General features: G+C 59.9%; 18 protein-coding genes and 2 riboswitches. Of the genes, 16 read left to right on the forward strand and 2 right to left on the reverse strand.

Annotated elements, in window-relative coordinates; genetic code table 11:
* The first annotated feature begins 526 nt into the window (after positions 1 to 526).
* A riboswitch (guanidine-I (ykkC/yxkD leader) is annotated at positions 527 to 634 on the forward strand.
* A 75-nt stretch (positions 635 to 709) separates the two neighbouring features.
* The 16 genes from EV561_RS34185 (at position 710) to EV561_RS34260 (ending at position 18640) form a co-directional block, all read left to right on the forward strand.
* Positions 710 to 1783 (forward strand): putative urea ABC transporter substrate-binding protein, encoded by a 1074-nt coding sequence (locus EV561_RS34185; protein WP_132528332.1) that lies wholly within the window; start codon positions 710 to 712, stop codon positions 1781 to 1783.
* Between the two features lie 59 nt (positions 1784 to 1842).
* A complete protein-coding gene (locus EV561_RS34190; RefSeq protein ID WP_132528333.1) occupies positions 1843 to 2661 on the forward strand; it encodes an ABC transporter permease in 819 nt (272 codons plus the stop codon).
* Positions 2658 to 3482, forward strand: coding sequence for an ABC transporter ATP-binding protein (locus EV561_RS34195; RefSeq protein ID WP_132528334.1), 825 nt, complete (start codon positions 2658 to 2660; stop codon positions 3480 to 3482). The genes EV561_RS34190 and EV561_RS34195 overlap by 4 nt, the downstream gene beginning before the upstream one ends.
* Positions 3479 to 4300: an urea amidolyase associated protein UAAP1 gene (locus tag EV561_RS34200; protein ID WP_132528335.1), complete on the forward strand. Its 822-nt coding sequence runs from the start codon at positions 3479 to 3481 to the stop codon at positions 4298 to 4300. The genes EV561_RS34195 and EV561_RS34200 overlap by 4 nt, the downstream gene beginning before the upstream one ends.
* Positions 4301 to 4310: 10 nt before the next feature.
* A complete protein-coding gene (locus tag EV561_RS34205) occupies positions 4311 to 4961 on the forward strand; it encodes an urea amidolyase associated protein UAAP2 (RefSeq protein ID WP_132528336.1) in 651 nt (216 codons plus the stop codon).
* A gap of 2 nt (positions 4962 to 4963) precedes the next feature.
* Complete coding sequence (gene uca / locus EV561_RS34210; RefSeq protein WP_132528337.1) at positions 4964 to 8503, forward strand: urea carboxylase; 3540 nt, start codon at positions 4964 to 4966, stop codon at positions 8501 to 8503.
* Positions 8504 to 8506: 3 nt separating this feature from the next.
* On the forward strand, positions 8507 to 10306 hold the full coding sequence (gene atzF, locus EV561_RS34215) for an allophanate hydrolase (RefSeq protein ID WP_132528338.1): 1800 nt from the start codon (positions 8507 to 8509) through the stop codon (positions 10304 to 10306).
* A gap of 207 nt (positions 10307 to 10513) precedes the next feature.
* Complete coding sequence (locus tag EV561_RS34220; RefSeq protein ID WP_132528339.1) at positions 10514 to 11401, forward strand: LysR family transcriptional regulator; 888 nt, start codon at positions 10514 to 10516, stop codon at positions 11399 to 11401.
* Positions 11402 to 11601: 200 nt separating this feature from the next.
* Positions 11602 to 12654, forward strand: a complete 1053-nt coding sequence (locus tag EV561_RS34225; protein ID WP_132528340.1) for a ring-opening amidohydrolase — start codon at positions 11602 to 11604, stop codon at positions 12652 to 12654.
* A gap of 22 nt (positions 12655 to 12676) precedes the next feature.
* Positions 12677 to 13141, forward strand: coding sequence for a RidA family protein (locus EV561_RS34230; RefSeq protein WP_132528341.1), 465 nt, complete (start codon positions 12677 to 12679; stop codon positions 13139 to 13141).
* Positions 13142 to 13299: 158 nt separating this feature from the next.
* Positions 13300 to 13412, forward strand: a riboswitch (guanidine-I (ykkC/yxkD leader).
* Positions 13413 to 13574: 162 nt separating this feature from the next.
* Positions 13575 to 14393, forward strand: coding sequence for an ABC transporter ATP-binding protein (locus tag EV561_RS34235; RefSeq protein ID WP_132528354.1), 819 nt, complete (start codon positions 13575 to 13577; stop codon positions 14391 to 14393).
* A gap of 16 nt (positions 14394 to 14409) precedes the next feature.
* Complete coding sequence (locus EV561_RS34240) at positions 14410 to 15291, forward strand: ABC transporter permease (protein WP_132528342.1); 882 nt, start codon at positions 14410 to 14412, stop codon at positions 15289 to 15291.
* Between the two features lie 51 nt (positions 15292 to 15342).
* A complete protein-coding gene (locus EV561_RS34245; RefSeq protein ID WP_165928020.1) occupies positions 15343 to 16341 on the forward strand; it encodes an ABC transporter substrate-binding protein in 999 nt (332 codons plus the stop codon).
* 91 nt (positions 16342 to 16432) lie between these two features.
* On the forward strand, positions 16433 to 16861 hold the full coding sequence (locus EV561_RS34250; RefSeq protein WP_132528344.1) for a heme-binding protein: 429 nt from the start codon (positions 16433 to 16435) through the stop codon (positions 16859 to 16861).
* A gap of 50 nt (positions 16862 to 16911) precedes the next feature.
* Positions 16912 to 17877, forward strand: coding sequence for a nucleoside hydrolase (locus tag EV561_RS34255; protein ID WP_132528345.1), 966 nt, complete (start codon positions 16912 to 16914; stop codon positions 17875 to 17877).
* Positions 17870 to 18640 carry an N-acyl homoserine lactonase family protein gene (locus EV561_RS34260; protein ID WP_132528346.1) on the forward strand — a complete coding sequence of 257 codons (771 nt, stop codon included), beginning with the start codon at positions 17870 to 17872 and terminating at the stop codon, positions 18638 to 18640. The genes EV561_RS34255 and EV561_RS34260 overlap by 8 nt, the downstream gene beginning before the upstream one ends.
* Before the next feature lie 393 nt (positions 18641 to 19033).
* Here EV561_RS34260 and EV561_RS34265 read toward each other — a convergent pair whose 3' ends face one another.
* Both EV561_RS34265 and EV561_RS34270 read right to left on the reverse strand, forming a co-directional pair.
* On the reverse strand, positions 19034 to 19717 hold the full coding sequence (locus tag EV561_RS34265) for a GntR family transcriptional regulator (protein ID WP_132528347.1): 684 nt from the start codon (positions 19715 to 19717) through the stop codon (positions 19034 to 19036).
* A gap of 58 nt (positions 19718 to 19775) precedes the next feature.
* Positions 19776 to 20609: an amidohydrolase family protein gene (locus EV561_RS34270; protein ID WP_132528348.1), complete on the reverse strand. Its 834-nt coding sequence runs from the start codon at positions 20607 to 20609 to the stop codon at positions 19776 to 19778.
* Between the last annotated feature and the right edge of the window lie 29 nt (positions 20610 to 20638).

A 20638-nucleotide genomic window follows, 5' to 3' on the forward strand; every position in this document is an offset into this window, starting at 1 on the left:
GGTGGTCTTATCGGTACCGCTATCGAAAACAGCGGCCCTCGCTATTACACGCCTTCGCCGCATTGCTGGTATCAGCGTCAAACGGTCCAAGACCAATATGACAACGGCTATCACGTGGAAAGCGTCCGCGTCTGCAACTGATGCGGCGCGCCTTCAGAAGGGGAAATATTATAGCCCTAGCGGTTCACTCAGGCTCTGGGGTATGCAAACCGGGCAAGTTCCCGCGAGAACTTCGGGCGCGCACTTCTCGTCGCCAATCCGAGTCATGTATCGATGCCCCATTCATGCAAGCGGTTCTACGAATAGGTTTGAACGGGTTATCGGGTGCGGGCATGTGTCAGCCCCGCTATCGCGACTCCAGTATGCCCGCTGGCCGCTGGAGTGGTCCCGAATCATAGGATACGCGCATTTGCGCGTTTTATGTGCAAATGACTACATCATTTCCTTCACTGTATCCACTTTGCGTTTGGAAGAGTGGGGATTGAATGAGTTAGAGAATTGGCACGGAGTTTGCATCGACTTTAGTTGAGTTGGCGGCTAGGGTTCCGGCGTTCTTCGAACGTGCTGGTCCGAGAGCTACCACCGGCGGGGAGAAATCCCGCCGGGTGCACGGCGGGAGAAAAGCCCGGGAGACCTCGTAAGCCAAGGGATTGGTGGTGCGATGGTTGTTGCCGATCCCTTTTTGAAGAAAAGCAAAAGGGGAATTTCAATGCAGACTTTTTCAAACATTCTCTCCATTACCGTCCTCTCCGCCTCGCTGGTGCTGGGCTTGGGCTCCATGGCCGAGGCCGCGCCGAAGAACGAGTTCAAGGTCGCTTGGTCCATCTATGTCGGTTGGATGCCCTGGGGCTATGCCGCTGAACACGGCATCGTCAAGAAGTGGGCCGACAAATACGGCATCAAGATCGATGTCACCCAGTTCAACGACTATGTCGAGTCGATGAACCAATATACGGCGGGCGCCTTCGATGCGGTAACGCTGACCAATATGGATGGCTTGTCGATCCCCGCCGCCGGCGGCGTCGATACGACTGCTGTCATCGTCGGCGACTTCTCGAACGGCAACGACGCCGTCATCCTCAAGAACAAGACCAGCCTTGCTGACATTAAGGGTCAAAACGTCAATCTCGTGCAGTTTTCCGTCTCGCATTATCTGCTCGCCCGCGCCCTTGAAAGCATCAAGCTTACGGAAAGAGACGTGAAGGTGGTCAACACGTCGGACGCAGATATGGTGGCCGCCTACAAGACGCCGGATCTCACCGCTGTCGTCACCTGGAACCCCTTGGTCTCGACCATCCTCGAAGATCCGTCGGCAAAGAAGGTCTTCGACAGCTCGCAGGTGCCGGGTGAGATCATCGACCTCATGGTCGCCAACACAGGCGTACTGAAGGACAACCCGAATTTCGGCAAGGCACTTGCCGGCATCTGGTATGAGACGGCAGCCCTGATGAAGGCAGACAGTGCCGATGGCAAGGCAGCCCGCGAGGCCATGGGTTCGGCCTCTGGCACCGATCTTGCCGGCTTCGAATCCCAGCTTGCCGCCACAGAACTCTTTGACAAGCCTGCCGATGCCGTCGCCTTCACCGCTTCGCCGAACCTGCCGAAGACGATGGATCTCGTGCGCAACTTCCTCTTCGAAAAGGGCCTCTTGGGCAACGGCGCGCCGTCAGCCGATATCATCGGCATCGAGATGCCTGACGGCAAGGTGCTCGGCGACAGCGGCAACGTGAAGCTGCGCTTCACCGAAACCTACATGAAGTCAGCCGCCGACGGCTCGCTCTGATCGCAACAGGCGGCGCGGTTTGTCCGTGCCGCCCTCCCCCTAAAACCGGAGCATCTCTCATGCGTTGGATCAACACGAGGCCGAGCCGGGGCGCGCAGTTTGCCTTGACGCTGTTGCCTTTCGTGCTGCTCGTCGTCGCCTATGCCTTCGGCTCGGCCGCGCGGCTCGCCGAAAACGCCAATGACAAGCTTCTGCCGAGCCTTGCCGGCTTTGCCGATGCGATCAACCGGCTGGCCTTCGTCGCGGATCAGCGTACCGGCGAATACCTGCTTTGGTCGGATACCGGGGGTAGTCTCATCCGTTTGCTCTCCGGCCTTGGCATCTCCACAGCGATCGCGCTCGTCATCGGCATGCTGATCGGGATGCTGCCCTATCTCAGGGCGTTGCTTTCCCCCTTCGTCGCGGTCATCTCCATGGTGCCGCCGCTGGCGCTGTTGCCGATCCTCTTTATCGTCATGGGGCTCGGCGAAACCTCGAAGATCGCTCTCATCGTCATCGGCGTCGCACCGCCGATGATCCGTGACCTGGCACTAAAGGTACTCGAATTGCCACGCGAGCAGATCGTCAAAGCCGAGACGCTTGCCGGCTCCTCCTGGCAGATTGCGCTCCGCGTGGTACTGCCGCAAATCGTGCCAAGGCTGATCACCTGCTTGCGACTGCAGCTCGGCCCGGCCTGGCTGTTCCTGATTGCTGCCGAGGCGATCTCGTCGGATTCCGGCCTCGGCTATCGCATATTCCTCGTCCGTCGCTACCTTTCGATGGATATCATCTTTCCCTATGTCGTCTGGATCACCATTCTCGCGGTGGTCATGAACTACGTCCTCGACCGCCTGCGCATCGCCGTCTTCCCCTGGTCGGAACTGGAGAAGCAGGCATGAGCGAGCTCAGGATCGAAAAGGTCTGGAAGGAATACGGCGACCAGATCGTGCTGGAGGATGTGTCACTAACGGTCGCATCGCGCGCCTTTGTTGCCCTCGTCGGCCCCTCCGGTTGCGGCAAGAGTACCTTTCTGCGCATGCTGCTCGGCCAGGAGCAGCCTTCGAGGGGCAAGATCCTGCTCGACGGCGAGCCGCTGCCATCCGAGCCGGGTCCGGACCGCGGCGTCGTCTTCCAGCGCTATTCGGTCTTCCCGCATCTGACCGTGCTTGGCAATGTGCTTCTCGGCAAAGAGTTTTCCGCTGCCCGCTGCAAAGCGAAGCTCTTCGGCTCTGCCCGCCGCAATGCCGTCGAGGAAGCGCGCCAGCTGATATCAGACGTCGGTCTTTCCGGTTCTGAAGGCAAATATCCGGCCCAGCTTTCCGGCGGCATGCAGCAGCGGCTAGCGCTCGCCCAGGCGCTTATCATGAGGCCTAAAGTGCTGCTGCTCGACGAGCCCTTCGGCGCGCTCGATCCCGGCATTCGGGCCGAGATCCATGCGCTGATGAAACGACTCTGGCACGAGACACAAATGACCGTCGTCATGGTGACGCATGACATGCGTGAGGCCTTTACGCTCGCCAGCCGCGTCATCGCCTTCGAACGCCGCCGCGACCGGCCGGAGGAGAAGGAGCGCTACGGCGCCACCATCACCAAGGACATTTCCATCTGGCCGCCGCGCCTCGCTGGCGAGCCGTCGATCTTCAGCCCCGACCGGGACGGCCCGGTCGCGTCCGAGGGGCACCGCCGGGACGACCTGGTATCGTCAGGAGAGATGCAATGATGCATGTGAGACGCTCGCCCGAAGAGATCGCCGCCAACCGCGCGCGCTACGAGGAGCATCAGAAAAGGGGGCTGGAATTTGCACCCAGGGCCCTGCCCGGCCCAAGTCCGCTGCCGGCGCCATCAATTGATGCATCTGCCGTCATCCATCAGGAAACCATTCCAGGCGGCTGGTACTGGTCGACGAAGCTGTTTCGTGGCGAGGCGATCCGCATCGATCAGGCCGAGGGAAATTCCACCGTTGCGCTGGTCGCCTGGAACGCCGCCGATACCAGCGAACGCATCAATCTCGTCGATACCGCCAAGGTCCAGTGGACCACGGCGCTGGGCAAGGGGCGTGTGGTCTTCTCCGACATGGGGCGCGTGATGTTCTCGATGATCGAAGATAGCTCCGGCGCCCATGACTGCCTGATGGGAGGCTCGACGGCGGCGTCGAATGCCGAAAAATATCCGGGCGAAAAGACACGCAACACGCGCGACAACCTGATCCTCGTTGCAGGCAAGCTCGGCCTCGACCGCCGGGACCTCCCCGGCGTCCTCAATCTATTTGCCCCCGTTCGTCTCGCCGAAGCCGGCGGCTTCGGCTGGCGCGGCAAACGCTCCAACAGCGGCGACTATGTAGAGCTACGCGCGGAGATGGACATGCTGGTCGGCTTTTCCAATTGCCCGCATCCACTCGATCCCGATCCCACCTATCAGCCAAAGCCCGTCGTCATCATCCGCTTCAGGACCGCCACCCCGGTCGCCGATGATCTCTGCCGCACAGCGACCGCCGAAGCCGTGCGTGGCTTTGAAAACAACGCCCGGATGCAGGCCTGAGGAGACGATCATGACCAACTTCATCCAGACCTCCCCTGCCCGCAATCTCGAAAATGCCGCGCAAGATCATTCGATTGCTGCAGAAGCGCCATGGTCCGGTATCGTCCGCAAGGGCCAGACCATCCGAATCGAGGACAGCTACGGCCAGCAGGCAATCGACACGCTCTTCTACCGCGCCGACGATTTCTCCGAGCGCTATTCCAATCAGGACACAATGCGGATGCAGGGTGCCGCCTATGTCGGCATCGGCACGAAGATCATGTCGAACGAAGGCAATGTCATGCTGACGATGATGGCCGACAGCTGCGGCCGGCATGATACGTCGGCGGGCGCCTGCTCCTGCGAGAGCAATACGGTGCGCTTCGGCCATGGCACAAAATACCTGCATGCCTGCCGCGACAATTTTGTCCTCGAAGTGAGCAAGCATGGCATGAGCAAGCGCGACATCGTGCCGAACATCAATTTCTTTATGAACGTGCCGATCAAGCCGAATGGCGAGATGACGATCGTCGACGGCATTTCCGCGCCCGGCGATTATGTCGAGCTCGTCGCCGAGATGGATGTCCTTTGCGTCATCTCCAACTGCCCACAGATCAACAATCCCTGCAACGGCTTCGACCCGACGCCGATCCGGGTGCTGATCTGGGACGGCGAGGATTGAGCATGTTCAGCAAAGTTCTCATCGCCAATCGCGGCGAAATCGCCATCCGGGTCATCGGGACCCTTAAGCGCATGGGCATCGCCTCCGTCGCCGTCTATTCCGATGCCGACCGTTTCGCCAGACCGGCGTTAACGGCCGACGAAGCCATCCACCTCGGCCCGGCGCCGGCAAGCGAAAGTTACCTCGATATCGACGCCGTCATCGCCGCCTGCAAGGCGACGGGTGCGGAAGCGGTCCATCCCGGTTACGGATTCCTGTCGGAGAACATCGGCTTTGCCGAGCGTCTCGCCGCCGAGGGCATCGCCTTTATCGGTCCGCGGCCGGAGCATCTTGCCGCTTTCGGCCTCAAGCATACGGCGCGCGAACTCGCCAAGGCGAGCGGTGTGCCGCTGTTGCCGGGCACCGGCCTGTTGCAGAGCGCCGAGGAGGCGCTCTCTGCCGCTGAAGCGATCGGCTATCCCGTCATGCTGAAAAGCACAGCCGGTGGTGGCGGCATCGGCATGCAGCTCTGCGCCGATCCCGAAAGCTTGAGAGCTTCTTTTGAAAGCGTGCAGCGCACGGCGCGAGCGAGCTTCGGCGACGCGCGCGTCTATATCGAGCGCTTCGTGGCGGAGGCCCGCCATGTCGAGGTGCAGATCTTCGGCGACGGCAAAGGCAAAGTGATCGCACTCGGTGAACGCGACTGCTCGCTGCAGCGTCGTAACCAGAAGGTGGTTGAGGAAACCCCGGCCCCCGGGCTTACCGCAGAGACCCGGGCGCGACTGCATAAGGCAGCCGTCGATCTGGGCGCTTCCGTCTCCTATGAATCGGCCGGCACCGTTGAGTTCATCTATGATCCCAAGCGCGAGGAATTCTATTTCCTTGAGGTCAATACCCGCCTGCAGGTCGAGCATCCGGTGACGGAGGCCGTCTTGGGCATCGATCTCGTCGAATGGATGATCCGCCAGGCCGCCGGCGGGGACGTGCTCTCGGGCTCGGAAGCGTTGCAGCCAAAAGGCGCCGCCATCGAAGTCCGGGTGTATGCCGAAATGCCGCATGCGGATTTCCGCCCGAGCGCCGGTCTCCTGACGGAGGTCGCCTTCCCCGAAGATACACGTATCGACGGCTGGATCGAGACTGGCACCGAGGTGACGCCCTTTTACGATCCGATGCTCGCCAAGGTGATCGTCTCCGCCGAAGATCGCCCCACGGCCATCGAGAAACTGAAGACGGCGCTCGCCGGGACCTCGATCTCGGGCATCGAGACCAATCTGGATTATCTCCGCGCCATCGCCGGTTCCGAACTGCTTGCCAGTGGAAAGGTGGCGACAACGGCGCTGCGTGATTTTTCCTTCGTGCCCGATGTCATCGAGGTGCTTTCGCCTGGTGCGCAATCAAGCATCCAGGAATTGCCCGGCCGCCTCGGCCTCTGGCATGTAGGCGTGCCGCCGAGCGGGCCGATGGACGAGCGCTCCTTCCGCCACGCCAACCGCCTCGTCGGCAATGGCGACATGGTGGCGGCGCTGGAGCTGACGGTGTCTGGCCCGGTGCTTAAATTCCATACCGAGACGGTGGTCGCGCTAGCCGGCGCGACAATGGTGATGAGCGTCGACGGCGAAAAGCTGCCGCATGGCGCGGCTGTCACCATTCAGGCTGGCCAAGTTCTTTCGATCGGCAACATCGAGGGGCCCGGGCAGCGCGCCTATCTCGCCGTCGCCGGCGGTTTTTCCGCGCCTGTCGTGCTTGGCTCGCGCGCCACGTTCGACCTCGGCCATTTCGGCGGCAATGCCACCGGCACGCTGAAGACCGCCCACGTCCTGCATCTCGCCCGTCAGACCGCTGCCGAGCCGCCGAAACCGGCAGCCGAACCGGCGGAACTGACGCGCGAATGGGAGGTTGGGGTCGTCTACGGTCCGCACGGCGCTCCTGATTTCTTCGAGGACGGCGACATCGAGACGCTATTTTCCACGAGTTACGAGGTGCATTTCAACAGTGCCCGCACCGGTGTGCGCCTCATCGGCCCGGCGCCGAAATGGGCACGTAGCGACGGCGGCGAGGCGGGCCTGCACCCCTCCAACCTGCATGACAATGCCTATGCCATCGGCGCGATCGATTTCACCGGCGACATGCCGATCATCCTTGGCCCCGACGGGCCGAGCCTCGGCGGCTTCGTCTGCCCGGCGGTGATCGCCCGCGACGAGCAATGGAAGATGGGTCAGTTCAAGCCGGGCGATCGCATCCGTTTCCACCCGGTCACACGACCGGACGATCCGATGGCCGGCCCGGTTGTACATCGCGCAAATGAAGAGGCCGGCTCGCCGATTATCGGCAAGCGCGACGACGGGCCGGTCTCGGTCGTCTATCGCCGTCAGGGCGACGACAATCTGCTCGTCGAATACGGGCCGATGACCCTCGATATCGCGCTTCGACTGCGGGTGCATCTGTTGATGCAGGCTGTCTCGCAGGCCCGGCTATCAGGCATCATCGATCTCACCCCCGGCATCCGCTCACTGCAGATCCACTATGACGGCACCGCACTGACCCGCAAACGTCTGCTCGGCCTTCTCGCCGAGATCGAGGCAACCCTGCCGGCCGCGCAGGACGTCAAGGTGCCGAGCCGCATCATACATCTGCCGCTGTCGTGGAACGATCCGGATGCAGAGCTTGCGATGCGCAAATACCAGGAGCTCGTGCGACCGAATGCGCCCTGGTGCCCGTCCAATATCGAGTTCATCCGCCGCATCAACGGTTTGGCGGACGACCAAGCGGTGCGCGACATCGTCTTCGATGCGAGTTACCTCGTGCTTGGCCTTGGTGACGTCTATCTCGGCGCGCCGGTCGCGACCCCAGTCGATCCGCGCCATCGGCTGGTGACGACCAAATACAATCCGGCCCGCACCTGGACGCCGGAAAATGCCGTCGGCATCGGCGGCGCGTATATGTGCATCTACGGCATGGAAGGCCCGGGCGGCTACCAGCTTTTCGGCCGCACCATCCAAGTCTGGAACACCTGGCGGCAGACACCGGTCTTTGCCAAGGGCAAGCCCTGGCTGCTCGATTTCTTCGATCAGATCCGCTTCTTTCCTGTTGATCACAAGGAACTGGCAGAGGCTCGCAGCGCCTTCCCGCATGGCGGTTATCCTGTCAGGATCGAGGAGACGAAATTCTCCTATGCCGGCTATGAGAGGGAATTACGGCTCAATGAGACCTCGATCGGGACGTTCAAGGCAAGCCAGCAAGCTGCTTTCGATGCCGAGCGCCAACGCTGGAAGGAAGCCGGCCTCGACAGCTTCGTCAGCGACGAAGGTGGCGGCGAAAGCCTAGACGGGGAGATTCCCGAAGGCTGCTTCGGTGTCGCCAGCGCCGTACCCGGCAATATCTGGAAACTCCTGGTCGAGCCCGGTGCACCGGTTGCGGCCGGCGACACACTTGCCATCATCGAGTCCATGAAAATGGAAATCAACGTTACAGCACATGCGTCCGGACGAGTCCGTGACCTGCGGGCCGGGGCCGGACGAAACGTCAAGGCCGGCGATATCATTGTTATTCTGGAGGAATGCTGAACCATGCTGCCGACCATTCTTGACCTGACAAGCCTTTGCGCAGCCTACGAGGCAGGCTCCAGCCCGCTCGACGTCGTCGAGGTCGTCATTGCCCGCCGTGCCGCCTCGATAGATCCTGCAATCTTCATCACGCCGACGCCCGATGACACATTGCGGGCGGAAGCGCGCGCGCTGATGGAACGGGCGCCCAAGCCGAACAGCCTGCCGCTCTGGGGCGTTCCCTTCGCCGTCAAGGACAATATAGACGTGGCGGGTCTGCCGACCACTGCGGGCTGCCCGGCTTTCGCCTATCAGCCCGAGAAGGACGCGACCGTCGTGGCCAGGTTGCGGGCGGCGGGCGCAATCGTGATCGGCAAGACGAATCTCGACCAGTTTGCGACCGGCCTTAACGGCACACGCTCGCCACACGGGGCCCCACGTTCGGTCTTTGATGCGGACTATATCTCCGGTGGATCGAGTTCCGGCTCTGCCGTGACAGTGGCGTCCGGGCTTGCAGCCTTCGCGCTCGGTACGGACACAGCCGGCTCTGGTCGCGTACCGGCCGCCTTCAACAACCTTGTCGGCATCAAACCAACGCCGGGCCTGCTGCCGAACACCGGTGCAGTACCGGCCTGCAAAAGCGTTGACTGCATAACCATCTTCGCCACAACCGTCGGCGATGGAGTGGCGGTGCGCAGGGTTGCTGAGGGCTTCGATGCTGCCGACGCCTTTTCCCGACGTGCCAACCGGGCATCTCTTCCGACCACCGGCCTGCGCATCGGCGTTCTCGACGGCGCGGAGCGGGAATTCTTCGGCGACGGCAACGTTGAGGCGCTTTACGACCAGGCAATCGAGCAGGCCAGGGCGCTCGGCGCGACCATCGTTCCTTTCGACTACGCGCCATTCCGCGAGGCGGCCTCCCTTCTTTATGACGGCCCCTGGGTCGCCGAGCGCCTGGCGGCTGTCGAGGATTTTCTGGCCAGCCATGCCGACGATTTCGATCCCACGGTCCGCAAGATCATCGAAGGCGCCAGGGGCAAGACCGCTGTCGATGCCTTCAATGGTCGTTACAAGCTCGAGGAACTGCGACGCAAGACGGAAGCAGAATGGATAAAAGCTGATCTCCTGCTGCTGCCGACCGCGCCGACGACCTACAGGGTTGCAGACATGCTTGCCGATCCGATCGTGTTGAACGGCCGGCTCGGCCGTTACACGAATTTCGTCAACCTGCTTGATTGCGCAGCAATCGCCGTTCCTGCCGGCTTCGGGCAAAATGGCTTGCCAGGTGGCGTAACGCTGATCGCTCCTGCCTTTACCGACGATGACCTGGCGCCTCTCGCCGATGCGTTGCATCGTGCTGCCGCGGTCGGTATGGGCGTCGACAGGGGGGCCAGTATTCCGGAGACAAGCCGCATTGCGCCGCCGGATGACGGCTTCCTGGAGATTGCCGTTGTCGGCGCACATTTGACCGGTATGCCGCTCAATCACGAACTGACCGTTCCGGGCGGGCGGCTGGTCAAGACGGGCCGCACCGCGGGCGACTATCGTCTCTTTGCGTTGCCGAACACCACACCGCCAAAGCCCGGCCTGCTGCGCGAACCCGGGTACGAAGGTCATGGGCTGGAGATCGAGGTGTGGGCGTTGCCGGCCGATGCCTTTGGCCGTTTCGTCCAGAAAATTCCAGCTCCCCTCGGCATCGGCAAGGTGGTGCTGGACGACGGTTCCTCGGTCTCCGGCTTCACGTGTGAAGCCTACGCGGTCGAAGGTGCCGAGGACGTAACCCGGCATGGCGGCTGGCGTGCATATCGTGCTTCGATAAAGTGATAATGGAGATACCAGCGATGTGGCTGCGCAACTTTGTGACGCTTATTCTCGCCGGACTGATTGTGCGTGCCGAGACGCGGGGTCTCAATCGTTCCGTTCATTCGAGATTGGAATGACACTATCGAAACCGATGGGTGCCTGTCGAAGCCGGCACGGCGCAGCCGCCCTTAGGCAGCCCAATCCTCTCGTCCACTCGGGGAGGGATGTTTGAAGCCAGAACTTACATCTCGCTCGCTGGTCTACTTCGCATCGGTTGCCAAGCATGGATCGATCAGGGGCGCGGCAGAGGTACTGAATATCGCAGCATCCGCGGTCAACCGCCAGATACTCGATCTTGAATTCAGCGTCGGCGTTCCGCTGTTCCACCGCCTGGCGCGCGGAATGCGGCTGACGAGCGCCGGCGAGCTGCTGCTCGCGCATATCCAGCGCACCAGCAGGGATTTCCAGGTCGTCAAGTCGCAGATCGAGGAGTTGCAGGGATTGCGCCGCGGCGCCGTGCGCATCGCGATGATCGAGGCGGTGGCCGAGGCGACCGCCGACCAGATCGCGATATTCCGTCAGCGGCATCCAAAGGTTTCCTTCGAGTTCAAGGTCACCGGCAGTCTGGAAGTCATCGGCGCTGTCGCGCGCGAGGAGTTCGATATCGGCATCGCCTTCAACCCACCCGCGGAGCGCAAATTCTATGCGCTGGCGGAGACCCGCCAGACGCTCTGCGCGGTAATGGCACGCAGTCACCCGCTTGCGGTGCGCGATGCGCTTCGGTTTTCGGAATGTCTTGCCTTTCCGATCTTTCTAGGCGACCGCAGCCTTGGCGGTCGAACGTTGCTCGATGCCATGGCAGACGGCACGACCGTCGATGTTCAGCCAGTTGTGGTCGGAAATTCGATTGCGGCCATGGAAATAATCGTTGCCGCCTCGGATGCCGTCTGTTTCCAGATCGAAATCGGTGCTTGCACCAACGAGACCCTCGTTGCGCGCCCTCTGACAGATCCAGCACTGACGGGGAGACTCGTATTGGGAGTGCGGCGAGGCAGACAGCTGCCAGCCATTGCGGCTGTTTTCGCCGAGTCGTTGAAGGCTGCGCTCTTTTCTTGAAAGATCTGGAGATGGCGGCCGCAACCGTTGCCGATTTCCGTACACTTGGCTCAGAAAATGCTGCTTGTACCGCGTGCCGCCTGACCAAATACTCGTCTTCAGAAAACCGATACAGCAGCGTTTCAACCCGTTGAGGAGGGTGGATCTGCCAGATGCCGGCTTTCTGATGAATCCAAATTTGAGCAGGAGCGTCTCCTTCCATGCCATCCATGCGTGCCGTAGTTTACCGCGTTGCTGCTGCTGGTCCCGATGATGTCTCGGGTGTCGAGGCGTTGCTACAGAATGGTCTGGACCCGAAGAGTGTCGTTGCTGTTTTCGGCAAGACTGAAGGCAACGGCTGCGTCAACGATTTCACGAGAGGCTTTGCGACGAAAAGCTTCGAGGCTTTGTTTGCCCGTTACGGCGCGCCGAGCGCATCGATTGTGATGTCTGGAGGCACGGAAGGAGGTTTGTCGCCGCACTGGACGATCTTTGCCCGCAGCGAAGTTCCGGAAGACGCCGGACGAGCTTTGGCAATTGGGACCGCGCGGACTGACGATTTGCCGGTGGAGTTGCTTGGTCGAGTGGGACAGGTCGAGATGGTCGCGGCAGGTGTACACAAGGCAATTGCCGATGCGGGAATAGACAATCCGGCCGATATCCATTTCGTCCAGATAAAATGCCCGCTGACCACCCTTGCCCGCGCCAACGAAGCCGCCGCAAGGGGCGAAACACCGATCACCCGCGACACCTTGAAGTCGATGGGATATTCACGCGGCGCCTCCGCCCTCGGTGCCGCTGTCGCCCTCGGGGAGCTCGATCTAGAAGACATCGCCGATGCCGATATATGCAATCGTTTCGAACTTTATTCCGACCGGGCATCCGTTTCTTCAGGCGTCGAGCTTCGTGACCACGAGATTATTGTTCTCGGGATGAGTTCCCGATGGTCGGGACCGCTTTCGATCGATCATGCTGTGATGGCGGATGCCATCGACACCCAGGCTGTCCGTGCCGCCCTCAGCAGACTGCCGGCCGGATCGATCACCGCCGTGCTTGCCAAGGCGGAAGCGGATCCTGCCGGGATGATCCGCGGCAACAGGCATACGATGCTTGATGACTCCGACATATCGAGCACGCGGCACGCCCGTGCCTTCGTGGGCGGCGTTCTCGCCGGCGTCGTCGGAATGACGGATATCTACGTTTCAGGAGGCGCCGAACACCAGGGCCCCCCTGGAGGCGGCCCCGTTTCGATCATCGTCCAGCGAGCCGGCTAGAAGCTATCTAGAACTCTGATCCTTGCCCTCCATTTCGGCAGGTTCTTTCAAGCAACAATGCTCAACATACGAGGTCAACTTGTTTAAGATTCACAATCCTTCCGATGTTCTCCCGGTTGTCGGCCCGCTCAGTTGGGGACTCGAGTTCCAACGCGTCCGCCGCTTTCTCTACATTTCCGGCCAAGTCGGCGCCTCGGTTGACGGCCGTGTCGGTGACGGGTTGCTGGAACAGGTCAAACTGGCTTTTGACAACGTTGGACGCGTTCTTCGCTCCGCTGGACTGGCCCCACAACACGTCGTCCGGACAGGGCTCTATTTCACCCGGCATGTCGAAATGACGGAAAAGCTGCAGGTCGACTTCAATCTGCTGCGAACTGATTTTCTTGGCGATCACCGCGCGACCTCAACATTCCTTTACGTGCATGCACTCGCGGACCCGCGCTGGCTTTTTGAGGTCGATGCCATCGCGGTCGATTTCGAAAGCTGATCGAATTACGACCGAAATGGAGGTGCACACGCGCGCATCAAACTGCATACAGAGCCTCAATAAATGCACAATTTAACGTCAAATGTCATCGAGGCCTACCTTATGGTCATATTTTCAAGGGTTTCGCGTTTGGCACGCGGTTTGCTTTTATCACTGTCGAGCTTAGCGGCTAGGGATCCGGCACTCCATTAGAGGATGCGCAGAACCGAGAGCTGCTGCTGGTGCGGGAGAAATCCGCACCATTGCACGGCGGGATAAAAACCCGGGAGATCTCAGAAGCACGGTGGGGCCGCGTACGGTCACTCCATGACGAGATGGACCGACGCAATGACCCAATTCTTGAACCTTCGTTTCTATGGCCAACGCTCTCCAACCCTTGGAGACGTCGGACTTTGTGCGCCAGCTTTTTCAATTCAGCTCCAGGAGGCAGTGCATGACATCTCCCATTAGCATCGTGTCCAACAAAGCTACGCCGAAGCTTCAACTGAGTACGCTTTCCCATCGATTTGATGCCGGCGGCCAAACGATTCAGGCCATTTCGAATATCTCGCTTGACGTTGCGCCAGGGCGGTTCGTCAGCCTGATCGGTCAGTCCGGCTGCGGCAAGTCGACACTATTCAATATACTCGCCGGCCTGCTGAAGCCAACTTCAGGCAATGTATTATTGGACGGCGACGACATCACCGGCCGCGCCGGTCTCGTTTCCTACATGCTGCAGAAGGACCTGCTGCTGCCGTGGCGCACAATTCTCGACAACGTGATCTACGGCCTCGAGATACAGGGCACCGATCGCAAAACTGCCCGGGGAATTGCCGAGCCGTTGATGGACCGCTACGGGCTTGGCAAATTCAAGAAGCACTATCCAAACAGCCTTTCGGGCGGCATGCGCCAGCGTGCGGCGCTGCTGCGGACGCTGCTGTGCAACAACGACGTCATCCTTCTCGACGAGCCATTTGCGGCACTCGACGCGCAGACCCGGTTTCGCATGCAGGAGTGGCTTCTCACGCTCTGGAGGGATTTCGACCGGACCGTGCTGTTCGTCACCCATGACGTCGATGAGGCCATTTTCCTCTCTGACGAAATATGCGTGCTATCTCCTCGCCCAGGCCGTATCGCCGACAGGTTCGAGGTGCCGTTACCGCGCCCCCGTGATCGCGACGTGGTCACTTCCCCCGATTTCGTCAACTTAAAGCAACGTTGCCTCGATCTGCTCTTTGCGGACGACCACGCCGGCGGCAGCCGTGCCGCGTAGCAAAAGGAAACCTCCCATGACACAGAACATCCTTTCGCAGACCATAGCACCGGCACAGCCCATTCCATCGAAGCCCGTTGAAATAAAGAGCGTCCGGAAGCGGACAGGCGTTGTCATATCGGGTGAAAAACACTGGAAACCGTGGGTCGTCTGGCTGATCCAGGCCGCCATTTTCGTTGGGGTGGTGGGCGGGTGGGAAGTGGCCGCACAGCTGGGCTATATCGACCCGTTCTTCTGGTCTTCGCCATCTCGAATTCTTGCGGCCGCACTTGCCCTGTTCAAGCAAGGCACGATCATCCAGGACACGTGGTTTACCTTCGAGGCGACGATCATTGGCTTTCTGCTTGGGTCGTTAATCGGTGCGGTGATCGGGCTCAGCCTGTGGTGGTCGGTCAACGCCGCAGCCGTCGCTCAACCATATATCGTCGTCTTCAATTCCGTGCCGAAGATCGCGCTAGGGCCTTTAATCATTCTGATCTTCGGCATCGGCATCTCGTCGAAAATCGCGCTGGCTATTGCGTTCACCGCAGTCATTACCGCATTGGCCGCCTATGCAGGGGTCAAGGCAGTAGACGACGATCTCGTCAAACTAACTCTGTCGCTCGGTGGCCGCCGCCGGGACATTTTCTTCAAGATCGTCGTGCCCTCCTCGCTGCCGTGGATTGCCTCCTCGCTACACATCAATATCGGCCTCGCGTTAGCAGGTGCCATTGCTGGCGAGTTCATCTCGTCCCAGTACGGCCTTGGCAAAATCATCATGTATGCCGGGGCGACCTACGACATGGCGCTGATCTGGGTCGGCATCATCATCCTGGCTCTTCTTGCAACCGCGCTTTACGCCGTCGTTTCATGGCTTGAGCACAAGTTGATGAAAGGACAGAGCGTTAAAACAATCTGACCGATAACAGACACATCCATGCGATCAAATCTCAAAAAAAGGGGAATAGCGATGTCTCAATTTAGTCGTCGTCAAGTGCTTGGCGGAGCCGCTGGCCTCGCCGCCGCAACTCTTGTCGGAAGTGGCCGCAGCGCCCTTGCCGATACCCGCAAGCTCATCTTTACAGAGCCGGGCCACTCCGTTGACTCGCTACCGTTCTACGTCGGGATTCGAAAGGGCTACTATAAGGAAGTCGGTCTCGACATCCAGCTCGTCACATCCGAAGGTGGCGGTAAGGCAATGGCTGCCGTCCAGTCGGGCAATGCCGACGCCTATATCGGCGGACCTGAACATATTGCCTTCGCCGATCTCAAAGGCGGCCAACCAATCAACGCCGTCGTCGCGCTTTCAAACCGCGCCAACTCATTCGTTTGCGCCCGCACCGGCGTTTCAGTCGATCCGTCCAAACCGTTTGCAGAAAATATCAAAGGCAAGAAGATCGCGGTCGGAACGCGCGGCTCCACCGATAACTCGGTTCTGCTTTACCTCCTGAAGCGTGACGGTCTCGATCCGCGCACAGATGTCGTCATGCTAGAAATCGAAACAAGCGCCGGCCGTATCGCAGCCATGAAAAATGGTCAGGCCGATATGGCCATGGTCTTCGAACCGTTCATCTCGCAGGGCGTCAAATCCGGCATCTGGCAGGAACCCTTCGCCAGCATGCCAAAGGAACTCGGCCTCTTCTCATGGACGACCGTCAATCTTCCGGAAAAGACGATTAAGGCCGATCCGGAGCTCGCCAAGGCCATCGTCGCCGCGACCAAGAAGTCGCTCGAATTGATCTTCTCCAACGAAGCCGAAATGCGTGCAATCGCGGCAGAAGAATTCCCGACCCTGCCGAAAGAAGATCTCGATGCTATCATGACGCGCGCTCGCGACAATGACATGTGGCAACGGGATGGCTCCATGCCGGAGGAGGCCTGGACGAAGCTGGAAAGCATCCTCACCATCTCGGGGATGATCAACCAGAAGGTTCCTTACAAGCAAATCTTCGATCCCTCGTTCCTGTAATCTCCTGAAGACGGCGAAGCCGGCTGGAGCATCGGCCGACTTCGCAGCTCGTTCCGGCCTCAATATGCACCTTTGAACAAAGAACTATCCCATGACCTTCACTAAACCAACTCTCAAGCTCACGCATGATGCCGCGCTCGCCGCCATCCATGCGGCTGTCGACAAGGCCAAGGAAATCGGTTGGGCAGTCGATATCGTCGTCGTCGATGACGGCTGCAATGTCGTCGCTTGTGTCCGAATGGATGGCGCCAAGCTGCTGTCGATGTTTACGGCGACGACGAAGGCCGCCAGCGCCGCCTCGCACAGCCGGCCGACCACGGAGATCGACCCCGAGATGGCGCCAAGCCTTGCTTCCGCCTCGGGCGGACGGCTGACCAACATGGCTGGCGGTCTTCCGATCATCATCGACGGGATTTGCGTCGGCGGCATCGGCATCGGCTCCGCGCCTGATGATGAGGACGTGGCCATTGCCAGGGCGGGCCTCGCCGCGATCGGCGCGCAGGAACGCATGCCGGATTAGGCCTGCTGCCAGCATAAACACGTGACACCTTCTATCAGCGGAGCGGACCCTTGAGGCGCAAACTCATTCTCGACGTCGACACCGGAACCGACGATGCGGTCGCCATTATGCTGGCGGCGCTGCATCCGGCGCTGGAACTTCTCGCCGTCACCACCGTCAACGGCAATGTCGAAGTCCAGTACTGCACGGAAAATACCCTGAGGACGCTGGATTTCATCGGCCGCGGTGATATCCCGGTTTATCAGGGTTGTCCTCGGCCGCTCGTCCGACCTGATTTCCCGGTTCCCCGGTCACTGAAGAAGGATGACGGTATCCACATCAAGACCCTGCCCCTGCCGCCGGCGGTGAGTTCAAAACAGGACAAGAACGCCGTCGAATTCCTGATCGAGACATTTCGCAACGCGACCGATGATATCGTCCTTGTGCCTGTCGGTCCGATGACCAATATCGCCGCCGCCATCACCGCCTACCCGGATTTCGTCAAGAACGTTCCCGAGATCGTCATCATGGGCGGCGCGCATTACACCGGCAATGTGACGCCGGCTGCCGAATTCAACGTCTGGGCCGATCCGGAAGCCGCATCGATCGTTTTCAGCGCCGGCTTCGCCAAGCTGACGCTCGTTCCGCTCGATGCCACCTTTCAGGCCCTGGTCACAAGCGAACAGGCGAAAGCCCTAGAGGATCTGGGGTCCAACGCCGGGATCGCGGCCTCGCGCTTCATTGCGCAACGCATCAAGGGCTATGACGCCACGCAGCCGATGAAAGTCTCCGGTGCAGCGCCGGTGCACGATGCCGTCTGTGTGGCCTATCTCGTCAGGCCGGATCTTCTCGATACCAGACATGTCCACATCGTCGTCGAGACGCAGGGTATCCACACGATCGGCCGTACCGTCATCGACGTGAACCGGCGCGGGAACAACGAGCCCAATGGCCATGTCGCCTTCGGCGCGAAGGCAGAGATCTTCACCGACATGTTAATGACGGTATTCCAGGAAGGGCGGCGCGACCATGACTGACGTCAGGAAACTCTACATTCTCCTTTGTGGCTACGAAATCATCCGGAAATCTGGCTGCATTCGTAATGAGCAGCCGAATATCCTTCTGGCAGTTCCCATTTGCTGCTACCTGATGGAAACGGTCCGCGGTTTCGTGATGTTCGATACCGGCCTCGACAGCGCAAATCTTTCGGATGTGCTCGCAAGTCGCGCCCGCTACGTGAACGACAAGTTTCCGGCGCCCCCCATCGTGCTTCGGGAACACGAGATCCTGCCGCAGCTTGCAGCACTCGGCATCGAGCCGAAGGATGTCGTCGAGATAGTTCTGAGCCATGCCCACGGCGATCATACCGGTCATCTCCGTGATTTCCCCAACGCGCGCGTCACCATTCAGAAAATGGAATATGAAGCGGCGCTCGCCGACACCGGCCGCGCCAACTTCGCCGAATACGGGAGCCCGTCGATACGATGGAATATCATCGACGGAGATACGCAGTTGATGCCGGGGTTGGATCTGGTGCTGACACGAGGGCACCAGCCCGGGCATCAATCCGCCGTTGTTCGTCTGCCGGACTCAGGCGTGAAAATCCTGGTCGGTGACGTTGCCGACCTGCTCGAAAATTTTGATCGAGAGGTGCTTGGCTCAAGCATGGATGACGCAGCAGCGATCGAGAGCATTCGTCGCCTGAAGCGGATTGCCGCAGACACGGGTGGCGAGCTCATACCATTGCATGATCCGAATTTCATTCAAGCTGCGAGGCTCGCGCCCCTCTTCTACAGCTAGTCGCCGGAATAGGAGCAAGAAGCGAAGCCACATAGGTGCTGGACGTTTGCGTAACTGCTGCTGGACACCAGAGCAGATGCCACGACAACCTCGACGCTTATCGCGATAGCGAAGGCGATCAGGTTCAGAAGAGATACTCCGGCGGCAATATGGGGTTTTTATCGAACGATCATTCATTCGGTATGCGCTATGTGACAAGGTCGGCTTTATTCCATTCCTCATCACCACAGCGACCTGCGGATGTGGATCTCATGCTTCGCGCGAGCGCCAAAGCCTCCACAGCCGCTCGCGTAAGGCTTATGAAATGATTTCCCGAAATCGACTTCTTTGTATGCGCGATTGAAGATAATCGAACCGGTGTGCCATCGGCGGCGTCCTGACACCCTCAGATTTCTACGCTAGGGCATTAGAGAATGGTCGCTTGGCAATCGCTTCGAGGTAAGTATCCCGTGATGGTCCAATGTGCTTTTGGCAGAGATCGACGAGACTTTCTCTATCACCGTTGGCAAGTGCCGCGATCATGGCCCAATGTTCATCTCTCGCCCTATTGAGATGATCTTTGCTCGAGGCCGTATAGAAGCGCGCGCCATGGACTTTCTGGGCAGAACTGCGAATGAGTTCAGCCAGGTAGGGGTTGCCGCAAGCGGAAAATAGCGTTTCATGAAACTCCATATTCGCCCGAAACGCGCGGCGGCTGTCGCCGCTCTCGATCGCGGCGCTATGCTCGTTCTGAACCGACGTCAGGCGTTCAATCAGCTCTGGAGATCCGGGCAACGATATCTGTTGCGCCGCCAACGTTTCGAGCGTCTCGCGAACCGAGTAAATCTGCTGAACTTCATCGGGGCCAAGCAATCGTACCATCGCGCCCTTGTTTGGAATGCGCTCAACGAGACCCATCCGTTCCAGCTCCGACAAGGCCTCACGCACCACATGCTTCTTGCAAGAGAACTGTTCAGACAGTCTATCTTCCAGCAGCCGCTCGCGCGGCATAAGCCAGCCGAGCACGATCTGTTCCTCAAGAGCATTCACGAGCTCCCTGACCCGGTCCGTTGCCGCTTGCCGCGAGACTTCCGCCATTGTCATCCTTCTAGTGTGATCGAAGCTACCTCAAAATCGATATAGTGGATATTTTGCGTCAATCGAAGCCATATAACCGTTTCGCATTGCCAGAGAACACAACATTGCGTTGCGTCGGACCCTCCACGATTTCGGCCATCAAGGAGAATAACTCCGACGAGTTGATCGCCACAGCCGTTGCGACATGCGGCCAGTCGGAGCCCCATACGCAGCGGTCAGGGGCAATCTCCAGAAGCCGGCGCGCCAAGGGAACGACGTCGCGAAATCCGGACTTCTGCGACGACACCCGATAGGGTGCCGACAGCTTGACCCATGCGCCATCCGAAAGGAATTCGGCGAGTGTCTGAAAAGGCCCATCGTTCCGCGTTCCCATCGACGCGGGTATTCCGCCGAAATGATCGAAAACAATCGGGACATCTATTTTCCGAAGGGCCGGCGCCATTTCCGGCAGCAGCAAACCATCGACATAGATCTGCAAATGGAAACCCGCATCACGACAGACAGCGGCATAGCGTGCTATTTCGCCTGCATCCGGGCCACCGCCGTGCATGAGATTAAGTCTCAGCCCAACGACACCGTTATCGGCAAGCTGCGCAAGCAACCGATCGTCAGGATAAGGATCTGTCACTGCGACCCCGCGAAAGCGCGCTCGGTCATGCTGCAGCGTTTCTAAAAGCAGGCCGTTGTCGGTGCCGTAAACGCTGACCTGGACCAATACGGCGCATACCACGCCATGCGTTTCATGAAATGCCATGAGCTCTTCCAGTGGCGCGTGGGGCGGCTCATAGGCGCGCTCATGGCTATAAGGAAATTTCTTGCCATCTCCAATCACATGGAGATGGCAGTCCGTTACGCCCGCCATCAAACCTAGGTCATGTCGCGCGGACATCATCTCCCCCTCCTCGCCACCTTGAGGCCTGC

The organism is Rhizobium sp. BK376, from assembly GCF_004341625.1.
GTDB lineage: Bacteria > Pseudomonadota > Alphaproteobacteria > Rhizobiales > Rhizobiaceae > Rhizobium.